Source organism: Pseudomonas sp. CLCA07 (assembly GCF_053615335.1).
In genome coordinates this window covers 2,759,124-2,782,636 of sequence record NZ_CM132131.1, presented here as the reverse complement: position 1 = coordinate 2,782,636, position 23,513 = coordinate 2,759,124, and the positions used below count along the sequence as shown (strand labels likewise).

Annotated in this window: 22 protein-coding genes; 15 read left to right on the top strand and 7 right to left on the bottom strand. The window is 58.8% G+C overall.

Annotated elements, in window-relative coordinates:
* The first annotated feature begins 2 nt into the window (after positions 1-2).
* The 6 genes from ACWGZX_RS12875 to ACWGZX_RS12850 all read left to right on the top strand — a co-directional run bounded on the left by ACWGZX_RS12875 (position 3) and on the right by ACWGZX_RS12850 (position 7,003).
* The gene (locus tag ACWGZX_RS12875) at positions 3-1,367 is read left to right on the top strand and encodes an aspartate aminotransferase family protein (protein ID WP_452628565.1); all 1,365 of its coding nucleotides are present in this window, start codon (positions 3-5) and stop codon (positions 1,365-1,367) included.
* Positions 1,368-1,550: 183 nt separating this feature from the next.
* Positions 1,551-2,648 (top strand): polyamine ABC transporter substrate-binding protein, encoded by a 1,098-nt coding sequence (locus ACWGZX_RS12870; protein WP_452629009.1) that lies wholly within the window; start codon positions 1,551-1,553, stop codon positions 2,646-2,648.
* Between the two features lie 237 nt (positions 2,649-2,885).
* Positions 2,886-3,983, top strand: coding sequence for a polyamine ABC transporter substrate-binding protein (locus tag ACWGZX_RS12865; RefSeq protein ID WP_452628564.1), 1,098 nt, complete (start codon positions 2,886-2,888; stop codon positions 3,981-3,983).
* Positions 3,984-4,056: 73 nt separating this feature from the next.
* Positions 4,057-5,199 carry an ABC transporter ATP-binding protein gene (locus ACWGZX_RS12860; protein WP_223517868.1) on the top strand — a complete coding sequence of 381 codons (1,143 nt, stop codon included), beginning with the start codon at positions 4,057-4,059 and terminating at the stop codon, positions 5,197-5,199.
* Positions 5,200-5,234: 35 nt separating this feature from the next.
* The gene (locus ACWGZX_RS12855) at positions 5,235-6,116 is read left to right on the top strand and encodes an ABC transporter permease subunit (RefSeq protein WP_317849414.1); all 882 of its coding nucleotides are present in this window, start codon (positions 5,235-5,237) and stop codon (positions 6,114-6,116) included.
* The gene (locus tag ACWGZX_RS12850) at positions 6,113-7,003 is read left to right on the top strand and encodes an ABC transporter permease subunit (RefSeq protein ID WP_223517872.1); all 891 of its coding nucleotides are present in this window, start codon (positions 6,113-6,115) and stop codon (positions 7,001-7,003) included. The genes ACWGZX_RS12855 and ACWGZX_RS12850 overlap by 4 nt, the downstream gene beginning before the upstream one ends.
* Before the next feature lie 142 nt (positions 7,004-7,145).
* Here ACWGZX_RS12850 and ACWGZX_RS12845 read toward each other — a convergent pair whose 3' ends face one another.
* Positions 7,146-7,787 carry an HD domain-containing protein gene (locus ACWGZX_RS12845; protein WP_452628563.1) on the bottom strand — a complete coding sequence of 214 codons (642 nt, stop codon included), beginning with the start codon at positions 7,785-7,787 and terminating at the stop codon, positions 7,146-7,148.
* A gap of 281 nt (positions 7,788-8,068) precedes the next feature.
* On the opposite strand from ACWGZX_RS12845, the gene ACWGZX_RS12840 reads away from it, so the two are divergent.
* The gene (locus ACWGZX_RS12840; protein WP_452628562.1) at positions 8,069-9,034 is read left to right on the top strand and encodes a GlxA family transcriptional regulator; all 966 of its coding nucleotides are present in this window, start codon (positions 8,069-8,071) and stop codon (positions 9,032-9,034) included.
* A 119-nt stretch (positions 9,035-9,153) separates the two neighbouring features.
* Here the strand turns inward: ACWGZX_RS12840 and ACWGZX_RS12835 are convergent, their stop codons facing one another.
* Both ACWGZX_RS12835 and ACWGZX_RS12830 read right to left on the bottom strand, forming a co-directional pair.
* Positions 9,154-11,571: a penicillin acylase family protein gene (locus tag ACWGZX_RS12835; protein WP_452628561.1), complete on the bottom strand. Its 2,418-nt coding sequence runs from the start codon at positions 11,569-11,571 to the stop codon at positions 9,154-9,156.
* 103 nt (positions 11,572-11,674) lie between these two features.
* Complete coding sequence (locus ACWGZX_RS12830) at positions 11,675-12,253, bottom strand: DUF6436 domain-containing protein (protein ID WP_223517889.1); 579 nt, start codon at positions 12,251-12,253, stop codon at positions 11,675-11,677.
* Between the two features lie 97 nt (positions 12,254-12,350).
* Between ACWGZX_RS12830 and ACWGZX_RS12825 the strand changes: the two genes are divergently transcribed.
* A complete protein-coding gene (locus tag ACWGZX_RS12825; RefSeq protein ID WP_452628560.1) occupies positions 12,351-13,328 on the top strand; it encodes an alpha/beta hydrolase in 978 nt (325 codons plus the stop codon).
* Positions 13,329-13,338: 10 nt separating this feature from the next.
* Here ACWGZX_RS12825 and ACWGZX_RS12820 read toward each other — a convergent pair whose 3' ends face one another.
* The gene (locus ACWGZX_RS12820) at positions 13,339-14,091 is read right to left on the bottom strand and encodes a DUF2059 domain-containing protein (RefSeq protein WP_452628559.1); all 753 of its coding nucleotides are present in this window, start codon (positions 14,089-14,091) and stop codon (positions 13,339-13,341) included.
* 108 nt (positions 14,092-14,199) lie between these two features.
* Here ACWGZX_RS12820 and ACWGZX_RS12815 point away from each other — a divergent pair, with 108 nt between their 5' ends.
* Together ACWGZX_RS12815 and ACWGZX_RS12810 are read left to right on the top strand one after the other, a co-directional pair.
* Positions 14,200-14,832 (top strand): 2OG-Fe(II) oxygenase, encoded by a 633-nt coding sequence (locus ACWGZX_RS12815; protein ID WP_452628558.1) that lies wholly within the window; start codon positions 14,200-14,202, stop codon positions 14,830-14,832.
* Between the two features lie 2 nt (positions 14,833-14,834).
* Complete coding sequence (locus ACWGZX_RS12810) at positions 14,835-15,320, top strand: DUF523 domain-containing protein (RefSeq protein WP_452628557.1); 486 nt, start codon at positions 14,835-14,837, stop codon at positions 15,318-15,320.
* A gap of 109 nt (positions 15,321-15,429) precedes the next feature.
* On the opposite strand, the gene ACWGZX_RS12805 is transcribed toward ACWGZX_RS12810, so the two are convergent.
* Positions 15,430-16,017, bottom strand: coding sequence for a transporter substrate-binding domain-containing protein (locus ACWGZX_RS12805; RefSeq protein ID WP_452628556.1), 588 nt, complete (start codon positions 16,015-16,017; stop codon positions 15,430-15,432).
* Between the two features lie 135 nt (positions 16,018-16,152).
* On the opposite strand from ACWGZX_RS12805, the gene ACWGZX_RS12800 reads away from it, so the two are divergent.
* Positions 16,153-16,578 (top strand): DUF4399 domain-containing protein, encoded by a 426-nt coding sequence (locus ACWGZX_RS12800; protein WP_452628555.1) that lies wholly within the window; start codon positions 16,153-16,155, stop codon positions 16,576-16,578.
* Between the two features lie 75 nt (positions 16,579-16,653).
* Here the strand turns inward: ACWGZX_RS12800 and serA are convergent, their stop codons facing one another.
* On the bottom strand, positions 16,654-17,883 hold the full coding sequence (gene serA / locus ACWGZX_RS12795; RefSeq protein ID WP_452628554.1) for a phosphoglycerate dehydrogenase: 1,230 nt from the start codon (positions 17,881-17,883) through the stop codon (positions 16,654-16,656).
* A gap of 204 nt (positions 17,884-18,087) precedes the next feature.
* On the opposite strand from serA, the gene ACWGZX_RS12790 reads away from it, so the two are divergent.
* From ACWGZX_RS12790 to ACWGZX_RS12775, 4 genes are all read left to right on the top strand, one after another.
* Positions 18,088-19,482 carry an FAD-binding oxidoreductase gene (locus ACWGZX_RS12790; protein WP_033049202.1) on the top strand — a complete coding sequence of 465 codons (1,395 nt, stop codon included), beginning with the start codon at positions 18,088-18,090 and terminating at the stop codon, positions 19,480-19,482.
* A gap of 36 nt (positions 19,483-19,518) precedes the next feature.
* Entirely contained in the window at positions 19,519-20,184 is a 666-nt protein-coding gene (locus ACWGZX_RS12785) for a fumarylacetoacetate hydrolase family protein (protein WP_452628553.1), read from the top strand.
* Between the two features lie 251 nt (positions 20,185-20,435).
* A complete protein-coding gene (locus tag ACWGZX_RS12780) occupies positions 20,436-21,362 on the top strand; it encodes an SdiA-regulated domain-containing protein (RefSeq protein ID WP_452628552.1) in 927 nt (308 codons plus the stop codon).
* 104 nt (positions 21,363-21,466) lie between these two features.
* Entirely contained in the window at positions 21,467-22,384 is a 918-nt protein-coding gene (locus ACWGZX_RS12775; RefSeq protein WP_452628551.1) for an SdiA-regulated domain-containing protein, read from the top strand.
* A 171-nt stretch (positions 22,385-22,555) separates the two neighbouring features.
* On the opposite strand, the gene rpiA is transcribed toward ACWGZX_RS12775, so the two are convergent.
* Entirely contained in the window at positions 22,556-23,230 is a 675-nt protein-coding gene (gene rpiA, locus ACWGZX_RS12770) for a ribose-5-phosphate isomerase RpiA (protein WP_223517915.1), read from the bottom strand.
* Between the last annotated feature and the right edge of the window lie 283 nt (positions 23,231-23,513).

The following is a 23,513-nucleotide window of genomic DNA, read 5'->3' as shown; positions in this document are numbered from 1 at the left end:
GTATGACCAGCAATAATCCGCAAACCCGTGAATGGCAAACCCTGAGCAACGATCACCACCTGGCCCCGTTCAGCGATTTCAAGCAGCTGAAAGAGAAAGGCCCGCGGATCATCACAAACGCCAAGGGCGTTTACCTGTGGGACAGCGAAGGTAACAAGATCCTCGACGGCATGGCCGGCCTGTGGTGTGTAGCGATCGGTTACGGCCGTGATGAACTGGCCGATGCCGCCAGCAAGCAAATGCGTGAACTGCCTTACTACAACCTGTTCTTCCAGACTGCTCACCCGCCGGTACTGGAACTGGCCAAGGCCATCGCCGACATCGCACCTGAAGGCATGAACCACGTGTTCTTCACCGGTTCGGGTTCGGAAGGCAACGACACCATGCTGCGTATGGTTCGTCACTACTGGGCGATCAAGGGCCAGCCGAAGAAAAAAGTCATCATCAGTCGCAAGAACGGTTATCACGGTTCCACCGTGGCCGGCGCGAGCCTAGGTGGCATGACGTACATGCACGAACAAGGCGACTTGCCGATCCCGGGCATCGTCCACATCGCACAGCCGTACTGGTTCACCGAAGGCGGTGACATGACGCCTGAAGAGTTCGGCGTCTGGGCGGCCAATCAACTGGAAGAGAAAATTCTGGAAGTCGGCGTGGACAACGTCGGGGCCTTTATTGCCGAGCCGATCCAGGGTGCCGGCGGCGTGATCATTCCGCCAGACACCTACTGGCCGCGCATCAAGGAAATCCTCGCCAAGTACGACATCCTGTTCGTGGCTGACGAAGTGATCTGTGGTTTCGGCCGCACCGGTGAGTGGTTCGGTACCGATTTCTACGACCTCAAACCCGACATGATGACCATCGCCAAAGGCCTGACGTCCGGCTACATCCCTATGGGTGGCCTGATCGTGCGTGACGAAGTGGTCGAGGTGCTCAACGAAGGTGGCGATTTCAACCACGGTTTCACCTATTCCGGGCACCCGGTGGCCGCTGCGGTGGCACTGGAGAACATCCGCATCCTGCGCGAAGAAAAAATTGTCGAGCGCGTGCGCACAGAAACGGCACCCTATTTGCAAAAGCGTCTACGGGAACTGAACGATCACCCGTTGGTGGGGGAAGTGCGTGGGGTCGGTCTGTTGGGGGCCATCGAACTGGTTCAGGACAAAGCCACCCGCAAACGTTACGAAGGCAAGGGCGTCGGCATGATCTGCCGCACGTTCTGCTTCGAAAACGGCCTGATCATGCGCGCCGTCGGCGACACCATGATCATTGCTCCACCACTGGTGATTACACCGGCTGAAATCGATGAGTTGGTGACCAAGGCACGCAAGTGTCTGGACCTGACCCTGAGTGCGTTGCAGGGCTAAGTGCTAGGCTCTGAGCGAGGTGCGAAGATTGCACTTCGCTCAGTGCAAACAAAGGAGGGGTCTTTCCTTGAAAGCCTGCCTTGGATCTTGCCAGACTACCGGTTGTTTCAGATGCCCAGGAAAGGCCGCTGAGCACGTGGTTAAAAAGAAAAAATTGGAGCATTACCGATGAAGGCATTAGGTATGAAGATAGCTGGCAAGACCCTTCTCGCCATGTCCCTGATGGGCGTGATGGCGGGTGCCGTTCAGGCCGATGACAAGGTGCTGCACGTGTACAACTGGTCCGACTACATCGCACCGGACACCGTCAAGAAGTTCGAAGACGAGTCGGGCATCAAAGTGGTCTACGACGTTTTCGACAGCAACGAAACCCTGGAAGCCAAATTGCTGGCGGGCAAGTCCGGTTACGACATCGTCGTACCGTCGAACAACTTCCTGGCCAAGCAAATCAAGGCCGGCGTTTACCAAAAGCTGGACAAGTCCAAGCTGCCTAACTGGAAAAACCTGAACCCTGAGCTGCTCAAAGCGGTATCGGTGAGTGACCCGGGCAACGAACACGCCTTCCCGTATATGTGGGGTTCGATCGGTATCGGTTTCAACGCCGAGAAGGTCAAGGCTGCACTGGGTGCCGACGCGCCGACCAACTCCTGGGACCTGATCTTCAAACCTGAAAACGCTGCCAAGCTGAAGTCGTGCGGTATCAGCTTGCTGGACTCGCCAACCGAGATGATTCCGGTAGCGTTGCACTACCTGGGCCTGCCAACCGACAGCCAGAAGAAAGAAGACATCGACAAAGCCGAAGCGCTGATCATGAAGGTCCGTCCTTCGATCGCTTACTTCCACTCGTCCAAGTACATCTCTGACCTGGCCAACGGCAACATCTGCGTAGCTGTGGGTTATTCGGGTGACATTTACCAGGCCAAGTCCCGCGCGGCTGAAGCCGGTGACAAGGTGAAAGTCAGCTACAACATTCCGAAAGAAGGTGCAGGCAGCTTCTATGACATGGTCGCCATGCCTAAAGATGCCGAAAACGTTGAAGGCGCCTACAAGTTCATGAACTTCCTGATGAAGCCGGAAATCATGGCGGAAATCACCAACGCCGTGCGCTTCCCGAACGGTAACGCGGCGGCCACTGCACTGGTTGATAAAGACATCACCAGCGATCCAGGCATCTACCCGCCAGCGGACGTGCTGGCCAAGCTGTACGCGATTGCCGACTTGCCGGCCGCGACCCAGCGGCTCCTGACTCGCAGCTGGACCAAGATCAAATCGGGTAAATAAGAAATAAATTTGTAGCAGCTGCCGAAGGCTGCGTTGAAGTCCAAAGGACCTCCGCGTTTTCAACAGTACAACTGCTTCGCAGTTGAACGCAGCCTGCGGCAGCTGCTACAGATCTTCATAAAGTTTGCTGGAACGGTTTTTCGAGGGTAAGTTGCGCGCCGGTTTTGTTGCCGGGCAGCCATGGCTGTCATGTAACGTGGGGCAACTTGGGCCCAACTATTTTTAGAGGACCTCCACTTGCCAATTTTTTCTTTGTTTCGCAATGCCATGCTGGTTGGCGCCGGGCTGACGCTTGCCGTTAGTGTCCAGGCCGCTGGCACTGTGCATATTTATAACTGGTCGGATTACATCGGTCCGACCACCCTGGCGGACTTCCAGAAAGAGACCGGCATCAAGCCGGTTTATGACGTTTTCGATTCCAACGAAACCCTGGAAGGCAAGTTGCTGGCCGGGCGTACCGGTTACGACGTGGTCGTGCCGTCCAACCACTTCCTCGGCAAACAAATCAAGGCGGGCGCTTTCCAGAAGCTCGACAAGTCGAAGCTGACTAACTATTCCAACCTTGATCCGGTGCTGCTCAAACGTCTGGAGCAAAACGATCCGGGTAATCTTTACGCTGTTCCCTACCTGTGGGGTACTAACGGCATCGGTTACAACGTCGAAAAAATCAAGGCGGTACTGGGTGTCGACAAGATTGACTCCTGGGATGTGGTGTTCGAGCCGGAAAACATCAAGAAACTGCACAGCTGCGGCGTAGCCTTCCTCGATTCTGCCGATGAAATGATGCCGACGGTCCTCAACTACATGGGCCTGAACGCCAATAGCACCAACCCCGAAGATTACAAAAAGGCTGAAGCCAAGTTGCTGGCGGTGCGGCCTTACGTGACGTACTTCCATTCGTCCAAGTACATCTCGGACCTGGCCAATGGCGACATCTGCATCGCCATCGGTTTCTCCGGTGACATGTTCCAGGCCAAGGCCCGGGCGGAAGAGGCCGGCAAAGGCGTAAACGTTGCCTACACCATTCCCAAAGAGGGTGGCGCGCTGTGGTTCGACATGCTGGCGATTCCCAAGGATTCGGCCAATGTCAAAGAAGCCCACGCCTTCATCAACTATTTGTTGAAACCCGAGGTGATCGCACAAGTCAGTGATTCTGTTGGCTATGCGAACCCCAACCCCGGCTCGGACAAACTGATGGAACAGTCCATCCGCACCGACGAGTCGGTATATCCACCGCAAGCAGTCCTCGACAAGACCTACGTGTCGATCGAGTTACCACCAAACATTCAACGTTTGATGACCCGCAGCTGGACCAAGGTCAAGTCGGGTAAATAGCTTCAGGGCTCAAACTATCCAAGGTTGGCTCACCTTGAGCGAACTGCACTCTTTTTTTCTGGGAGTTTCGTAAATGGCAGTTGCCTCCGGCGCCTATAAGAAAGCCCTCGAGGGCGACCAGTCACCTAAACAGGTGCTGGTCAAAATCGACCGGGTCACGAAGAAGTTCGACGAGACGATTGCCGTGGACGATGTGTCCCTGGAAATCAAGAAAGGCGAAATTTTCGCCCTGCTCGGCGGCTCGGGATCGGGCAAATCCACGTTGCTGCGTATGCTCGCCGGCTTCGAACGACCGACCGAAGGGCGGATTTTCCTCGATGGCGTAGACATCACCGACATGCCGCCGTACGAGCGGCCGATCAACATGATGTTCCAGTCGTACGCCTTGTTCCCGCACATGACCGTGGCGCAGAACATCGCCTTCGGCCTCAAGCAGGACAAGCTGCCCGCGGCTGAAGTCGATGCGCGAGTGGCCGACATGCTCAAGCTGGTACAGATGAGCCAGTTCGCCAAGCGCAAGCCGCATCAACTGTCCGGCGGTCAGCGTCAGCGTGTGGCACTGGCTCGCTCCCTGGCCAAGCGTCCGAAGCTGCTGCTGCTCGACGAACCGATGGGCGCGCTGGACAAAAAGCTGCGCTCGCAGATGCAGCTTGAGCTGGTCGAGATCATCGAGCGCGTCGGCGTAACCTGCGTCATGGTGACCCACGATCAGGAAGAGGCCATGACCATGGCCGAGCGCATTGCGATCATGCACCTGGGCTGGATCGCCCAGATCGGCAGCCCGATCGACATCTACGAAACCCCGACCAGCCGTCTGGTCTGCGAGTTCATCGGCAACGTCAACATCTTCGACGGTGAAGTGATCGACGACGCCGAAGGCCACGCCACCATCACCTGCAAGGACCTGGACCGTCAGATCTATGTGGGCCACGGCATCAGCACCTCGGTGCAGGACAAATCCGTGACCTACGCGATCCGTCCGGAAAAACTGCTGGTGACGCCGATCATGCCGACCTGCGAATACAACTGGTCCAGCGGCAAGGTGCACGACATTGCCTACCTCGGTGGTCACTCGGTGTTCTACGTCGAATTGCCGAGCGGCAAGATCGTCCAGTCGTTCGTCGCTAACGCCGAGCGCCGCGGTCAGCGCCCAACCTGGGGTGACCAGGTTTTCGTGTATTGGGAAGACGACAGCGGCGTGGTACTTCGCTCATGAACATGCGCAAATTCAAACGCCGCCTCAATCGAATAATTCCCGGTGGCCGCCAGCTGGTCATCGGGGTTCCGTTCATTTGGCTATTCATGTTTTTCATGTTGCCGTTCTTCATTGTCTTGAAGATCAGCTTCGCCGAAGCCGACGTGGCCATTCCGCCGTACACCGAGATCTACAACTTCGTCGACCAGAAGTTGCAGGTGCTGCTCAACCTCGCCAACTACGCGATGCTGGCGGGCGACGAGTTGTACATCGCAGCCTACCTCGGCTCGTTGAAGATGGCGCTGATCAGCACCGTCCTTTGCCTGCTGATCGGTTACCCCATGGCCTACGCCATTGCCAGTGCCCGTAAAGAGATGCAAACGGTGCTGGTGCTGCTGATCATGATGCCGACCTGGACCGCGATCCTGATTCGCGTGTATGCGTGGATGGGCATCCTCAGCAACAACGGTTTGCTCAACGGTTTCCTGATGAGCATGGGCTGGATCAACGAACCGCTGCAGATCCTCAACACCAACCTCGCGGTCTACATTGGTGTCGTTTACTCCTATCTGCCGTTCATGATCCTGCCGCTCTACGCCAACCTGGTGAAGCACGACCACAGTCTGCTGGAAGCCGCCTCGGACCTCGGTTCGAGCACCTTCAACAGCTTCTGGAAGATCACCATTCCACTGTCCAAGAACGGGATCGTCGCCGGCTGCATGCTGGTGTTCATTCCGGTGGTGGGCGAGTTCGTGATCCCGGAACTGCTCGGCGGTCCGGAAACCCTGATGATCGGTAAAGTGCTGTGGCAAGAGTTCTTCAACAACCGTGACTGGCCGGTGGCGTCTGCCCTGGCGGTGGTGATGCTGGCGATCCTGATTGTGCCGATCATCCTGTTCAACCGTAGTCAGGCCAAAGAAATGGAGGGCAAAGAATGAAGCGCTTCAGATTCTCCAGCCTGATGCTGGTGTCCGGTTTGCTGTTTATCTACGCACCGATGCTGATCCTGGTGATCTACTCGTTCAACGCCTCGAAACTGGTGACAGTGTGGGGCGGCTGGTCGATCAAGTGGTACGTCGGCCTGCTCGACAACACCCAACTGATGGGCTCGGTGGTGCGTTCGCTGGAAATCGCCTGCTACACGGCGGTGGCAGCGGTCGCACTCGGTACGCTGGCGGCGTTTGTGCTGACCCGTATCACACGCTTCAAGGGTCGCACGCTGTTTGGCGGCCTCGTGACCGCGCCGTTGGTGATGCCCGAAGTGATCACCGGTCTGTCGTTGTTGCTGCTGTTCGTGGCGATGGCGCAGATGATTGGTTGGCCACAGGAACGCGGCATCATCACCATCTGGATCGCGCACACGACCTTTTGTGCCGCCTATGTCGCGGTGGTCGTTTCCGCCCGCTTGCGTGAGCTGGACCTGTCCATTGAAGAAGCGGCCATGGACCTCGGGGCCAAGCCATTCAAGGTGTTCTTCCTGATCACCATCCCGATGATCGCGCCATCGCTGGCGGCGGGCGGCATGATGTCGTTTGCCCTGTCGCTGGATGACCTGGTGCTGGCGAGCTTCGTGTCGGGGCCGGGTTCGACGACCCTGCCAATGGAAGTGTTCTCGGCAGTGCGCCTGGGCGTGAAGCCTGAGATCAACGCCGTGGCCAGCCTGATTCTGTTGGCGGTATCGATCGTGACCTTCCTGGTCTGGTTCTTCAGCCGCCGCGCCGAAGAAAGTCGCAAACGTGCGATTCAGCAAGCCATCGAAGAAGGCGCTGCCGACTCCTGGAAACAACCGGACGTGCGCCGCGCGCAGGCGCCGGAAGCGGCCTGAGCTTGATGCAGGGCTGGCCACCAATGTGTGGCCAACCCAACCCCCTGTGGGAGCGAGCTTGCTCGCGATAGCGGACTGACATTCAACACTTTCGTTGAATGTTAAGGCCTCATCGCGAGCAAGCTCGCTCCCACAGTTGTTTTCAGGCTACCCAAGGGGATTGGCGGATGATCTCGACGAAGTTCATCGGCTTGAACCCCGCCTCGCTGTCGACCAGCACATCTGCATTCACCGTGCCGAACGTAGTGTCCGGCTTATGCTTGAAGCCGTTGGCGAACGCACACAGGATGCACTCCTTGAACCCTTCACCCCGTGGATGCGCATGCACCACCGCCTCACGCTGCACGGTGGAAAACGCCGCGTAGTCGATGCCAAGCACATCCATTTCAACGCCTGCGGTCACCAGCGCCACGTTCGGCCGCAAGTGCTGCGGCACGCCCGGTGTGGTGTGCAGCGCAATCGACAGCCAGACCTGCTCGATATCGTCGTCGTTCAGCCCGAAAGGCTTGAGGAACGCTTTGGCGGCGTTGGCGCTGTCGACTTCAAAACGCTCGTCATCGCTGCGATGACCTTCCACCAGGCCGAGGTCATGGAACATCGCGCCGACGTACAAGAGGTCCGGGTTATAGGCCAGTTGCTTGCGCTCGCCGCTCAAGGCGCCGAACAAAAACACCCGGCGCGAGTGGTGATACAGCAGGTCGGATTCGACGTCGCGGATGTATTCGGTGGTGGCCTTGGCCAATGCGCTGTCGGGGATGTTGATACCGGCAATGTTGCTGCTCATGGTGCTGTCCTCGCGGGGAACGCCGTGGCGGCGCTGATGGGCAAAGTCTGTGCTGGCCCCCGAAAGCGGACAATCGATCCATGGCTGCGATCCTTGCCAATGAACCTGCATATCGCGCCAACCTCGCTTGTTGTGGCGAGGGGGCTTGCCCCCGTTGGGCTGCGCAGCGGCCCCAAAGGCTGGGAGCGCTACGCACTCCAACGGGGGCAAGCCCCCTCGCCACAGCAGCCCCCTCGCCACAGATTCGTGCCAAACTTGAGTTTTAGAGGGCGTCTGCTTCCATGAGTAAAACCATCGCCATCGTGGTCTTCGCCGGCGTTCAGTCCCTGGACGTCACCGGTCCCATGGATGTGTTTTCTGAAGCCAATCGTTTTCTCGAGCCGCAAGATCACTATCGGCTGGAGGTGATCGGCGTCGGACGCGGAGTAATGCCGTGTTCCAACGGTTTGTCGCTCAACGCCCATCGACACTTCAGCGAGGCGCTGGAGGCGTATGACTTGCTGCTGGTGGCCGGTGGGCCGCAGTTGCCGTTCATGGATTTTGGCGGCGCGTTTGATGCGTGGCTGCGGGGTGCCTGCGCGCGGGCGCAACGCTTTGGCTCGATCTGCAATGGCGCGTTCATACTCGCCCGGGCCGGATTGCTCGATGGACGAACCGTGACGACCCACTGGGACGACGCTACCGCGCTGGCACAGTTGTGTCCGTCGACACGGGTCGAGGCGGATCGCTTGTACGTGCAGGACGGCGAGCTCTATACCTCGGCCGGTGTCACTGCGGGAATCGACTTGTCGTTGTATTTACTGGCCAGGGACCACGGGCCGGACGTTGCGTTGAACGTGGCCAAGCGTCTGGTGGTGTTCACTCAGCGTTCTGGCGGACAATCGCAGTTCAGCCCGTTTCTTATGCCCCACGCCGAACCCACTTCTGTCGTGGCGATGGTTCAGCTCTATGTGCTGGCTAACCTCACAGGTGATCTGACCCTTGCTGACCTGGCGATTGCGGCCAACATGAGCTCGCGCAATTTTTCCCGGGTGTTCGCCAAGGAAGCAAAAATCACTCCGGCGGAGTTCGTCGAGCGGGCGAGGGTGGACGCGGCGCGGGTACTGCTGGAGAGCACGCATTCGCCGCTCAAGACCGTGGCCTACCAATGTGGGTTTCGCGATGCCCAGCACATGCGCAGTGTGTTCAATCGCAGGCTGGGAATTACGCCGCAGCAGTTCAGGCGGAATTTTGCTGCGATGGTTTGAACACAAATTGTTGTTGTCTGGTTGGGCCTCTTCGCGAGCAGGCTCGCTCCCACAGTTGAAATGCATTCCAATGTGGGAGCGAGCCTGCTCGCGAAGAGGCCAGCCCAAACAACAAAAATCTAAGGCACTGCCCGCGCTGGCAAAAACTTCAACGTGCTATGCGTATTGGCGGTGACTTCTTCGTTGTTGAAATGCGCTTCGTAGTAAACCCCTTCGATATACGCCTCGGCCTGGTCGTCGTAGTGGCTGTCGAACGGTACGCCGCTCTGGCCAACCGGGTTGATGGTCAGGCTGTGAGCCGGGTCGGCAAAGTCGACCAGACGCCGCGTCGACGGGCCGTAAGTCACCGGCCAGGGCGCCGGGCCGATTTTGGCCGAGAGGTTGTTAGGTACTTCATGCGTGCCGGGTGCGGCGAACGGCCCGACGTTGAAGACCAGGTCCAGCGGCTTCTGCATGCCCAGTGGATGGCCATGCGTCAGGGTATGTGCCTTGCCCCACTGCCACTGCCACTGCGCCGAATCCGCACCCAAGGTGGTCTTGAGGTGAGCGATGCTCGCTTGCCAGGCAACCTTGACCGTATCGGCCCGGGTTTCCTTGTCGAGGGTGTTGCGGTTGTCCCACCACGGTGAATCAGGCGTGGCAGCCAGTCGTGGCAGTGCGGCATCGATCACCCGGGTCGAGAGCAAGGTTTCGAAGAAATCATTCCCCAGCTCATCGTGCATCGTTGCGTCGGCCAGGTTGAACAGGAACTGGTTGAACAGCGTGGCGCTGGTGGAGTCGAGCGGATAATCGCCTTTCCACTGCGCCAGTTGTTCCACCAGTTTGAGTTCTGCGGGATCGCTCACCACCTCACGCAACACTGGCAACAACGGCGCCAACAGACGGGGACTGTAGGCAGTGGTGGTGCCCAGTTGCAGCTTCTTGCTGGCGTCGATGTCCCATTTCACGTTTTTGTCGCTGAGCTGGTGATGGAGTTGCTGACCGCGATCGGCAAGGTTGTAGTAACCGGGAATTTCCATGCCGGTTGGCGATAGCGGCTGGAAGTTGGCCGAGACGATGTAGCCGCGTGCCGGGTTTTCTTCCTGCGGGTTGGCGCTGAACGGGTAGAAGCCGTCCTTGTCCGGCTGATTGGTGCTGCCGTCGAGGATGAAACCGGGCTTCACCCCGGCCGCGCGTTTTGGCAGCAGCGCCGAGGCCCACCAGCCAATGTCGCCCTTGGCGTTGGCGTAGACAATGTTCAACCCCGGCGCCTGAACCTTGGCGGCTGCGGCGCGCGCCTTGGCCAGGGTGTCGGCGCGGTTGAGCTGGTAGAAGCCTTCGAGAATCGGGTTCGGTGTTTCAAGGAAAGCCCACCACATGGCCACCGGCGTCTTGCCGGCCGCCGTGCCGAGTGCGTCGTTGATGATCGGCCCGTGGGGCGATTGACGCAGCGTCAGCTTGACCGCTTCCTGCCCCTTCACGGCGATCTGTTGCTCGGTGTTGACCATGTCCACCCAGTTGCCGCGATACCAGACCTGATTGGGGTTGTCCGGGTTGGTCTTCTCGGCGATCAGGTCCAGATCGTCGTTCTGGAACATGGTCAGGCTCCAGCCGAAATCCTGGTTGTGGCCCAAAAATGCAAACGGCACCAACGCCTGATGGTGGCCGTACAGCTCAAAGCCTGGTGCCGAGAGTTGCGCCTCGTACCAGACCGCTGGCACCGAGAAGCGAATATGCGGGTCGCCGGCCAGCAGTGGCTTGGCGCTTTTGGTGCGGTTGCCGGCAATTACCCAGGCGTTACTGCCCTCGAATTGTGGCAGGCCATTGTCGGCCAGCACCTGTTCGCTCAAGCGGGCAAGAGCGTTGAGGTCTTTCCAGTCACTGGCGGACAGTGCCGCCGCCGATTTGGACTGCCCCTTGGCCAACACGCCTTTGGGCTGCCAGTCGAGGTCGAATATGTTCAGGTAGTCGGCGCCCAATTGGTCGCGCACAAACGTCAGCAAGGGTTCGGTGCGAAACGCCGCGGCAAAGCTGTACGCCATGTAACCGGCGACGCTGATGCTGTCTTCAGCCGTGAACGGGCGTTTGTGGATGCCCAGCACATCGAACTCGACGGGCGCAGCGTGGTTGTCCTGATATTGATTGATACCGTCCAGATAGGCTTCCAGGGCCTTCCATGCCGGCGACTGCCGATCCAGCGCGGCCACGTAGCTAGCGGCCCGTTCACGGATGCGCAGGCTGCGAAACAGCTTGTCGGTGTCGACCAGTTTCGGACCGAGGATTTCCGCCAGTTCACCACGGGCCAGACGCCGCATGGCTTCCATCTGGAACAAGCGGTCCTGGGCCTGCACATAACCGAGGGTGCGGTAGAGGTCGCTTTCGTTTTCAGCGCGAATATGCGGTACGCCGCGCTCGTCGTAGCGCACGGTCACCGAGCTTTGCAGGCGTTGCAACTCCACCTGGCCCTGGCGCGTCGGCTGCTTGCTGTACACGTACCCGCCGACCCCGATGGCGAGCACGACTACCAGCGAGACAAGTACAGTCAGGACGCGTTTCATGGTGACTCCTTGTTCTTATTGGATTGCCGCCCGTGTGGGCTGCAAACATGTAACACAGACCTTCTGTGTCGGGCATTGCGGTCCTGCAAAAGTCAGGAATGCCTTACTTCACTTCCACCGGCCAAGGGCAGTAGCAACCGATGGCCAGCGTATGGGTTGCGCTCACCGCGCGCCCTTCGCTCAGTGCTTGCAGAATGGGTTCGATAAAGCTGTTGTTCGAATTGCAGGTCAGGCCTTCGCTGTACGGACCGAAATAGGCCAGTTTGCCGCTGCGGTCCCAGATCGCCACGGCCGGGCTGGCGGGGATCTGTTCGGCGCCCGGCAGCACATTGATGGTTTTCAGGCTGCTCAGCGTGGTGGGTAGCTGGCCGTGACTGCCGGGTTTTTGCACGGCGTAAAACTCAACGCCTTGCGGCACATAGCGCTCAACCAGTTCGCTCAAGTGTTGTTGATTGCCGACGTTGCACGGGCAGGCCGGGTCCCAGAAGTGCACGAGGCGGATGGCGCCGGGGCCGGCGAGGTCGTCGGGCAGGCGCAACGGGTCGCCGGAAAACACCGCGGTGTGTTCGCTGAACGCGCGCAAGTAGCGCCCCTGAAACCAGTCATATGCGGCCCACAAAACGCCGGCACACACGAGGGCGAGCAGGCTGGCAAGCAGTGGGGTGCGGTAGGCCGGACGCATGAGTTTGAATCCTCGAAGGTCGGCTAGCTTGCCATGCTTGCTGCGACAGATGAATATCGCAGGCCTATAAAGTCTGTTTAACGCTCTGGAATCCTTCATGTCCGCCACTTTTGCCCCCGATCATTTGCGCGCCAGCCTGCGACCATTGGCCGAAGGGCAGGCGCTGTCGACCGAGGCCATGGCGTATCAGCGTTTTTACGGGCTGGATTTTCCGGGTCGTACGCTGCGCGGGGGGCTGGGGCGTTTCGAGATCGATGGCTATGAATTGGTCAGTCAGTTCTGGTGGCCGGAGCGGGCGAAAGCGACGTTGTTTATGTTCCACGGGTTCTACGATCACACCGGGCTCTACCGCCATGTGATCGAGTGGGCTCTGGACCAGGAGTTCGCCGTGATCGCCTGCGACCTGCCGGGGCATGGTCTGTCCAGCGGCGAGCGAGCGAGCATCAAAGAGTTCGCTGAGTATCAGGACGCGCTGGAAGGTTTGTTCGCCGAGGCGTTGTCCATCGATCTGCCGCAGCCGTGGCACCTGTGCGGGCAGAGCACGGGCGGGGCAATCGTGATTGATCATGTGCTCAATCAAGGTGCGAACAGCCCCGCGCAAGGCCAGGTCATCCTGCTGTCACCCTTGGTCAGGCCGCGTGCCTGGGCTTGGTCAAAGCTCAGCTATTACCTGCTCAAACCTTTCGTCAAAGCCATCGCCCGGCGCTTTAGTGAGAACTCCAACGACCCTGATTTTTTGCCGTTCCTGCAGGCCGACCCTTTGCAGCCGCAGCGTCTGCCAACGGCGTGGGTCGGGGCGTTGGCGCGCTGGATCAAGCAAATCGAGGCCGCACCGAACAGCCCGCGTCGGCCGCTGATCGTGCAGGGGCAGGCGGACATGACGGTGGATTGGGAACATAACCTTGGGGTGTTGAAGGCCAAGTTCGACCGGCCTCAGGTGTTGATGTTGCCAGAGGCGCGGCATCATCTGGCAAATGAGACGCGGGTGATGCGGGAGGAGTATTTCGGGTTTTTGACCAAGCGGATCAAAGGCCGGAATGTAGGAGCTGGCTTGCCAGCGAAGGGGCCTTTGTAGGCGCCGAAAATTACTGGCGAAGACTTGAAGTATCCTGCCCCACCGCCAACCCCGCCCGAATCGCCGCCAGCGCCGCCTGGTAATAAGCCTGGCCCTCGGTGGACTCGGCAAACGTGGCGAACTCTTCCAGTTCGTCATCCGAAAGGTCGCGATAGACATACAGCAACGTGTTGTTCAGATCGCTGCCGATCTGGTCCATCAAGCGCTGACGCTGACCGTTCAACATCCCTTGCGCCTGACCACCACCGAGCAACCCTGGGATCATTGAACTCAGGCTGTCGGCCGCAACGCCTGCAATCGCCAGGCTGACTTCAGCCCCCGCCTCGCGGGCGGGCAGGGCCTGGGCCAGATGGCCGATGATCAACTGACGGCTGTCGCTGGCCTGAATCTTCGGCAGACCCTTGGCGTTTTTCGCCAATTGGTCGCGACGGGTTGCCAGCAGTTCGGCAGCAACGACTTTTTTGCCCAGGGGCGATTGAAAGAAGGTCAGTGCGGGTTTGGGGTCGGCGAGACTCTTGCGCATTTGCGCTTCGGCACGCTGATCGACGGACTGGGCAGCGAAACGCTGATTGCTGTTATTGACCAGTGCTTGAAACACCGCGGGTGGCAGGCTGCTCTCGTAGCGTTGTTGTGCGGCCGTGAGAGCATCGTTGAAATGCGCGCGTTGCTCTGGCCAGCCGGCGACCTTGTACAACTGGTCGTGGCCGTCTGCCCAAGCGGGCAAAACACAGAGCATCAACAGTGAAAAAAGCAACCGGCGCATAGGGACTCCTGTCAGCAGCCGACTATTCTCCGTGTGGCATCCGCACTTGTCGAGAATTCGTATCAACCCGCTGCGCGGCTCTGTCGGATTTTCAGGCACAGGAATACTATGCGCGGCATGCAAATACCCTCGGATGACCCGCTGCTGTTACGTATCGTTGACGACCTGGCTGCACGCGGCTGGTCGCAACAGAATATTTTCCTGCCTCTGGATCTGACCCGAGCGCTGGCGGCTGAGTGCCGTAAACGTGCGGCCGAGGGTGAACTGGCCCCAGCCGCCGTAGGCAGAGGTCCCTCATCGGAGGTTCGCGAGGGGATTCGCGGTGACCATATTCAGTGGATCGACCCCGGCCAGGCCGAGGCGTGCGACAGCTACCTTGCGTTGATGGACAGCCTGCGACAAGCGATGAATCGCGGTTTGTTTCTGGGTCTGGAAGATTTCGAAAGCCATTTCGCGCTGTACCCGCCCGGCGCGTTCTACCTCAAGCACGTCGACCGTTTCCGCGATGACGACCGGCGCATGGTCTCGGCAGTGGTGTACCTCAATGACGGTTGGCTGCCCGAGCACGGCGGACAGTTGCGCATGTATCTGGAGGAGGACAGGGCATACGACGTGGAACCTGTCGGCGGATGCCTGGTGGTATTCCTGTCGGGCGAAGTGCCCCACGAAGTCCTGCCCGCGACCTGGGATCGCCTGTCATTGACTGGCTGGTTCCGGCGTCGGGGTAACGAGCCGTTCTGATCATGCAAAAAATTCTGGTAAGCCGCTGCCTGCTGGGCCACCGCGTCCGTTACGACGGCGGGGCCAGCGGGCCATTCGATCAGCTTCAGCAGTGGCTGAATGAAGGCCGGGTCGTACCGTTGTGTCCCGAGGTTGCCGGCGGCTTGCCGACGCCCAGGGCCGCGGCGGAAATCCCCGGCGGGCAGGGCGCTGAAGTGCTGGATGGCCAGGCTTGCGTGATCACCACCGAGGGCGAGGATGTCAGTGCCGAGTTCCTTTCGGGGGCCTATCAGGCGCTGGAACTGGTGCAAAAGCACGGCATCCGCATCGCCGTGCTCAAGGCCAACAGCCCGTCCTGCGGGAATTTGCTTACGTATGACGGAAGCTTCAGTGGCGTGAAGGTCAGTGGAGAAGGTGTGACCGCGGCGTTGCTCAAACGCCACGGGGTGCAGGTGTTCAGTGAGCTGGAGTTGCCGCAAGCGGCGCAGGCATTGGCAACACTCGATTAACGCCCCACACATAACCCTGTAGGAGCTGGCTTGCCAGCGAAGACGGCATTGCAGGCAACACAGGTGTTGAAGGTTAAGGCCTCTTCGCTGGCAAGCCAGCTCCTACGGGTCATTGATTCGGCACCACACCCGCATCCGTCCCCAACCACTTCTGCTCCAGCGCTTGCAGTCGCCCGTCATCCTTGATCCGCTGCAGCGCGTTTTCCAGGCTGACATGAAACGCCGGATTACCTTTCTGAAACGGAATCGCCAGGCTCACGGGTGAGGCGGCGTTTGGTTTCTCTTCTGTAAACGACTGCACCAACACCATCGGACGCGGTTGCTCTTCTTTCTGCGCGATCAATTGCGCATTGGTTTGAGCGTAAGGCTCGCTGAAGTCGAAGCGATCTTTCAGATCCGGGGTCATCGCTATGTGATTGATGGCGACGTCGTACTTGCCGCTTTCAACGCCGGCCAACAAATCGCCCGAATCGGTGACGACGAAGTCGGCCCGGACATCGAGTTCGTTGGCCAGCAGTTGACCCAACTCGACTTCGAACCCAGTGAGTTTGCCTTCATCCTTGAAATTGAAGGGCGGTGTATTGGCCTCAAGCGCAATACGCAGTTCGCCGCGGTCGTTTATGTCGTCAATCAGTTCGGCATGAGCCAGAGGGCTCAGAAGGGGTAGCAAACAGATCAGGCCAGGCAGAAAACGCATGGTCACTCCTTTGAATTCATTATCGCGATGCTCTGATTCAGGATCGCTTTGCTATGGTTGTCGAGTGCCTTCGACAACGATTGACCATGAAGTTGTCATGGTCACGCGGATTTTACGGAAAAACTGGAGAAGAGAATGAAAACGTTTATGTCTCGTGCTGCTTTGGCTGGCCTGCTGATGGGTGTTTCGGTGCTGGCCATTGCGGCTACGCCAGCCCCGAAGGGCGCTGAAGTGTCCTTCGTTGATCTTGAGGACGGTGACACGGTGCCGCAAATTGTCATCGTCAAGTTCGCTGTCGAGAACATTGCGCTGGCGCCCGCGGGCGACCCCACCAAGAACACTGGCCATCACCACTTGCTGATCGATGTCGATGAACTGCCAGCCGCCGGTGTAGCAATCCCCAAGGATGCCAACCACATGCACTTCGGCAATGCGCAAACTCAGGGTGAAGTAAAGCTGACGCCGGGCAAGCACACCCTGCAGGTGGAACTGGGCGACAGCAACCACATGCCGTTTGATCCTCCGATCGTGTCGGAGAAGATCACCGTCAACGTTAAGTAACCTGCTCGGAATAAAGAACCGCGCCCATGAAAAAGGAGACCGCAAGGTCTCCTTTTTTTGTCGCTCAAGTAGCTATCAGAACAACACACGGCTACGGATGGTGCCGTTGACGTGTTGCAGCTTCTCTTGCGCCAGGTCCGAGTAATCGGCGTCGACGTCGATTACCACGTAGCCGACTTTCTCGTTGGTCTGCAGGAACTGACCGGAGATGTTGATGCCGTTTTCGGCGAAGACCTTGTTGATCTCGCTGAGCACGCCCGGAATGTTTTCGTGGATGTGCAGCAGGCGGTGCTTGCCAGGGTGAGCCGGCAGGGCCACTTCCGGGAAGTTCACGGACGATACCGAAGTACCGTTGTCGCTGTACTTGACCAGTTTTTCCGCCACTTCCAGACCGATGTTGGCCTGGGCTTCAGCGGTGGAACCACCGATGTGCGGGGTCAGGATCACGTTGTCCAGGCCACGCAGCGGGCTTTCGAACTCTTCGTCGTTGGAGCGTGGCTCCACCGGGAATACGTCGATGGCCGCGCCGATCAGGTGCTTGTCCTTGATGGCCGCAGCCAGGTGGTCCAGTTCGACCACGGTGCCGCGGGCGGCGTTGATCAGGATGCCGCCTTTCTTGATGGCGCGGATTTCCTTCTCGCCCATCATCCACTGGGTGGCGGCGGTTTCCGGTACGTGCAGCGAAACGATGTCGGACATCGACAGCAGTTCGTGCAGGTTGCCTACCTGAGTAGCGTTACCCAGTGGCAGCTTGGTGATGGTGTCGTAGAAGTACACCTGCATCCCCAGGCCTTCTGCCAGGACCGACAGTTGAGTACCGATCGAGCCGTAGCCGACGATGCCCAGCTTTTTGCCGCGGATCTCGAAGGAGTTGGCCGCGCTCTTGATCCAGCCGCCACGGTGGCAGGAAGCGTTCTTCTCAGGGATGCCGCGCAGCAGCAGGATCGCTTCGGCCAGCACCAGCTCCGCTACGGAACGGGTGTTGGAGTACGGCGCGTTGAACACCGCGATGCCGCGTTCGCGGGCAGCGTCCAGGTCGACCTGGTTGGTGCCGATGCAGAAACACCCTACAGCCACGAGCTTCTTCGCGTGATCGAAGATCTCTTCGGTCAGTTGAGTGCGGGAGCGAATGCCGATGAAGTGCGCATCAGCGATCTTTTCCTTCAGCTGGGCTTCCGGCAGAGAACCGGTCAGGTACTCGATGCTGGTGTAGCCCGCCGACTTGAGAACGTCGACAGCCGATTGGTGGACGCCTTCGAGAAGAAGGAACTTGATCTTGCTCTTATCGAGAGAAGTCTTGCTCATCTGCGTAAACCTGTATCCCGGAGAAAAATGGCAGGAAATGGTCAACAGACGCTGACCCCGACGGCAAGAAAGCCGTCGCCGCAGAACAGCCTTTGGGCACTATCCTGCGGGGTCGATATGCTAGCATAGGCGCCCCGCTAAACACTCATTCCTGCGACGTGAAGCGTTCTCAGGATGACCATGAATTGTTCGAGAGTTCTGTCGATGACCAATCCTGCCTTGATTGAAGAGCTGAAGACCCTGGTTGAGCCTGGCAAGGTGCTGACCGATGCCGACTCCCTGAATGCTTACGGTAAGGATTGGACCAAGCATTTCGCCCCGGCCCCGACCGCTATCGTGTTTCCCAAGACCACCGAGCAGGTGCAGGCTATTGTCCGTTGGGCCAATGAACACAAGGTGGCGCTGGTGCCGTCCGGCGGTCGTACCGGGCTTTCCGCCGCGGCGGTGGCCGCCAATGGCGAAGTGGTCGTGTCGTTCGACTACATGAACCAGATTCTCGACGTGAATCTCACCGACCGCACGGCCGTTTGTCAGCCAGGCGTGGTCACCGAGCATTTGCAGAACGTCGCTGAAGAAAAAGGCCTGTACTACCCGGTGGACTTCGCTTCGGCAGGTTCCAGCCAGATTGGCGGCAATATCGGTACCAATGCCGGCGGGATCAAGGTCATTCGCTACGGCATGACCCGCAACTGGGTTGCGGGCATGAAAGTCGTCACTGGCAAGGGCGACTTGCTGGAACTGAACCGTGACCTGATCAAGAACGCCACCGGCTACGACATGCGTCAGCTGTTCATCGGCGCCGAAGGTACCCTCGGTTTTGTGGTTGAAGCGACCATGCGTCTGGACCGGGCCCCGAAAAACCTCACTGCCATGGTCCTTGGCACCACTGATTTCGACTCGATCATGCCGGTATTGCACGCCTTCCAGAGCAAACTCGACCTGACCGCCTTCGAATTTTTCTCCGATAAAGCCCTGGCGAAAGTCATGGCGCGCGGCGATGTCCCGGCACCCTTCGAAACCGATTGCCCGTTCTACGCGCTGCTGGAATTCGAAGCGACCACCGAAGAAGTGGCCAACCACGCCCTGGAAACTTTCGAGCACTGCGTCGAGCAGGGCTGGGTGCTGGACGGCGTGATGAGCCAGAGCGAAACCCAGTTGCAGAACCTCTGGAAGCTGCGCGAGTACATCTCCGAAACCATTTCCCACTGGACGCCGTACAAGAACGACATCTCGGTCACCGTGTCGAAAGTCCCGGCGTTTCTCAAGGAAATCGACGCAATCGTCGGCGAACACTACCCGGACTTCGAAATCGTCTGGTTCGGCCACATCGGCGACGGCAACCTGCACTTGAACATCCTCAAGCCGGATAACCTGAGCAAGGACGAGTTCTTCGCCAAATGCGCGACCGTCAACAAGTGGGTGTTCGAAACCGTCGAGAAGTACAACGGTTCGATTTCCGCCGAGCACGGCGTGGGCATGACCAAGCGTGATTATTTGACCTATAGCCGTTCCCCGGTCGAGATCGAGTACATGAAAGCAGTTAAAGCGGTGTTCGACCCGAACGGCATCATGAACCCGGGCAAGATCTTTGCTGTTTGATTTTCGAATGTTAAGAGCACGAACCAGGAGTCGGTAATGAGCTATCAGCACCAGTATGTCGACGGTACGCGTATTCATTTTCCGATGGGGAAAGTGGTGTGCATTGGCCGCAACTACGCCGAACACGCCAAGGAACTGGACAACCCGGTGCCTACCGAGCCGCTGCTGTTCATCAAACCGGGCAGTTGTGTCGTGCCGCTGGAAGACAGTTTTACGATTCCGACCGAGCGCGGTTCAGTTCACTACGAAGCAGAAATTGCTGTGTTGATCGGCAAGCCGTTGTCGACCAGGCCGAGCCGCGAAGAAGTGCTGGATGCCATCTCCGGTTTCGCCCCGGCGCTGGATTTGACCCTGCGCGACAAGCAGGCCGAGTTGAAATCCAAAGGCCTGCCATGGGAAATCGCCAAGTCCTTCGACGGCGCGGCGGTGATCGCGCCGTTCGTGTCCGGCAGCACCTTTGCTGATCTGACCGATATCGGCATTCGCCTGACCATCAACGGCGAAGTGCGCCAGGATGGCAACAGCAGCGCGATGCTCAACCCGATTGTGCCGATGATCCAGCACATGGCCGGCTGCTTCTCGCTGCAGGCCGGTGACGTGATCCTGACTGGCACGCCGGTGGGCGTTGGTCCGTTGAATGTCGGTGATGAGATTGTTCTGGAGTTGCCAGGCGCGAGCCGCTTCACCAGCAGCGTGCGCTAAGTCCAGCGCAAAACCCTGTAGGAGCTGGCTTGTCGGGTCGCCGCATCGCAGCGAAAGCGGTGCAACAGTCAACATGGATGTTGAATGTAAGGGCCTCTTCGCTGGCAAGCCAGCTCCTACAAGGCTTGGGGCAATCCCGCTATTTCCCGTTTTTTTCACATTTTCTCTGGATAATTCCGGCGCTTGCGGCGTTTGAGCCGGTCCCAATTATGCTATTACCCTTAGCCTGAATTTCTGGAACGCATCCCCCAATGGCCACCACACCGCTGCCCACCTTCAAAACTGCCAGCCGCTCCCGCTTCGCCTTGCGTTGGTATTCCTGGCTGTTCCTGGTTGCAGCCATCGCCTACGGCGTGGCGTTTGCGATGCATTGGGATGACCGGGGTGTGCTCTGGGTGAAAGAGCAATTCAAAAGCCCGGCCGAGCGTCAGGCCAGTATCTGGCTTCCTGACTACCGGGCAGTGATCGATGCCAAAACATTGCCGGGTATGGAAAAGGACGAAGCATCGGATCTCGCCTACGACCCTCAGACCAAAACCCTGTTTTCGGTGATGGGTAAAAATCCGTTCTTGGTCGAGTTGTCGTTGCAGGGCGATGTGCTGCGCAAAATTCCATTGGTGGGCTGGAGCAACCCTGAAGGCGTCACCGTGTTGGGCAACGGCCTGCTGGCGATTGTCGATGAGCGCGAACATCTGATCACCATCGTCAAGGTTGATGCCGACACCCGTGAATTGAACATCGCCAACTTTCCGAAGTACGACCTTGGGCCTTCGAAAGACCAGAACAAGGCCTTTGAAGGTGTCACCTGGGATTCGAGCAACCAGCAGCTGCTGCTGGGCGAAGAACGTCCGCCGGCATTGTTTGCCTGGAAAGGTGACGGCCGGGTTCTTACCGGTGACAAGCTGAAGCTGGCCAGTCATGCGCTGGACATGCGCAACCTGTCGGCCTTGGCCATCGACCCGCGGACTGGCCACATGCTGGTGCTGTCCGCCGAGTCCCACTTGTTGATGGAGCTGGACAAAAAGGGTGAGCAAGTCAGTTTCATCGCGCTGTTGAGCGGCTTTAATGGTCTGAAAAAAACCATTCCCCGTGCCGAAGGCGTGGCCATGGACGAAGCGGGCACGCTGTACATGGTGAGTGAGCCGAATCTGTTCTATCGCTTCGAAAAGCAGAAGTAGGCGGCAACACTCGCGCAGTTGTGGTCGAAAGCCACTGGCCATTAAGCTTGAATTCATACAGGCGTGATATTTCATCCGCCTGTTTTGTTTTCGAGCTTGCCTGAATGCGCCGACTTGCCCGTCCCAAACCCCTCATTTTGATCCTGTCAGTGATTGCGCTGATCGTGCTGGTTGCGGTCATGCAATACATGCGCCTGTTCGAACGTGCCTGGTTCAACCTGCATACCCTTTGGCAGCCGCAGAGCAGTGAATCCATTGGCCTGGATCAATACCGGGTGGACATCGAAGCACGGGCGATCGACGGACTGGACGATAACGTCTCGGCGCTGACGTTTGATCCGCTGCGCAAAAGCCTGTTCACGGTCACCAACAAAAACTCCGAGCTGATCGAGCTGTCCCTTGAGGGCGAGATCCTGCGGCGTGTGGCGTTGATTGGCTTTGGCGACCCGGAGGCGGTGGAATTCATCAGCCCCGACACCTACGTGATCACGGATGAAAGCCAGCAGCGACTGATCAAGATTCATCTGGAGAAGGACACCACCTTCCTCGACGGTGCGGACGCCGAGCAGATGACCCTCGGCGTGCACATGGGCAGTAACAAGGGGTTTGAAGGGTTGGCTTACGATTCGGTGGGCAAGCGGTTGTTCGTCGCCAAGGAGCGCGACCCGATGCTGATCTACGAAGTGCAGGGCTTCCCGCATTACAACCTGGAGAAATCCTACGCCGTGCATGTGGTGAACAACCCCAAGCGCGATGCCGGGATGTTCGTGCGAGACCTGTCGAGCCTGCAATACGACGAGCGCAGCGGCCATTTACTGGCGCTGTCTGACGAGTCGCGGCTGATTCTGGAGCTGGATGTGGACGGGCGTCCGTTGAGTACGATGTCACTGAACAAGGGACGCCAGGGTCTGCAAAAGACCGTGCCGCAAGCGGAAGGCATCGCCATGGACGACGATGGCACGATGTACCTCGTCAGCGAACCGAACCTCTTCTACGTCTTCAAAAAACCACCACAACCCTGACCAACACCCCAGAACAACTGTGGGAGCCATGCGCAGATCGTGTGTTCGCCACAAACCACTGTAGGAGCCGAGCTTGCTCGCGATAGCGGTGCATCAGTCGACAGAGATGTTGAATGATGCACCGCTATCGCGGGCAAGCCCGGCTCCTACAGGTTTTGCGTTGTGGCGGGATTATTCGGCGCGCAGGGTTTTCACGCCTTCGCTGGTGCCCAGCAACAGCAAATCCGCCGGACGTGCTGCAAACAGCCCGTTGGTGACCACGCCAACAATCGCGTTGATCTGGCTTTCCAGTTCAACCGGGTTGGTGATCTGCATGTTGAATACGTCGAGGATGATGTTGCCGTTGTCGGTCAGCACGCCTTCACGGTAAACCGGGTCGCCGCCCAGTTTCACCAGCTCGCGGGCTACGTGGCTGCGGGCCATAGGGATCACCTCGACCGGCAGCGGGAACGCACCGAGCACCGGCACCAGTTTGCTGGCATCGGCGATGCAGATGAAAGTCTTGGCCACGGCGGCAACAATCTTCTCGCGGGTCAGGGCTGCGCCGCCGCCCTTGATCAGGTTCAGGTGCTCGTCGCTTTCATCGGCGCCGTCGACGTAGAACTCCAGGTCGCTGACGGTGTTCAGCTCATACACCGGAATGCCATGGCCCTTGAGACGGGCGGCAGTGGCTTCGGAGCTGGCGACCGCGCCGTCGAATGCGCCTTTGTGCTTGGCCAGGGCGTCGATGAAGCAGTTGGCGGTGGAGCCGGTGCCGACCCCGACAATGCTCTTGTCGTCGAGTTTCGGGAGGATGAAGTCGACGGCGGCCTGAGCCACTGCCTGTTTGAGTTGATCCTGGGTCATGCGGGCTCCGAGGTGCCGAAGAGGGACGATAGGCCGGCATTATAGGCCCCGGGGCGGGTAAGGTCATTGCCCGATTGGCCGGTGCGACGGTATGTCAGTGCAAGCAGGATTTTGTGGTGAGGGGGCTTGCCTGTGGTGAGGGGGCTTGCCTGTGGCGAGGGGGCTTGCCCCCGTTGGAGCGCGAAGCGTTCCCTGGCATTCTTTCAGGTAGAGCGCATCAGTAGATTTTACGACTGCTTCGCAGCCGAACGGGGGCAAGCCCCCTCGCCACAATGGATCTCTA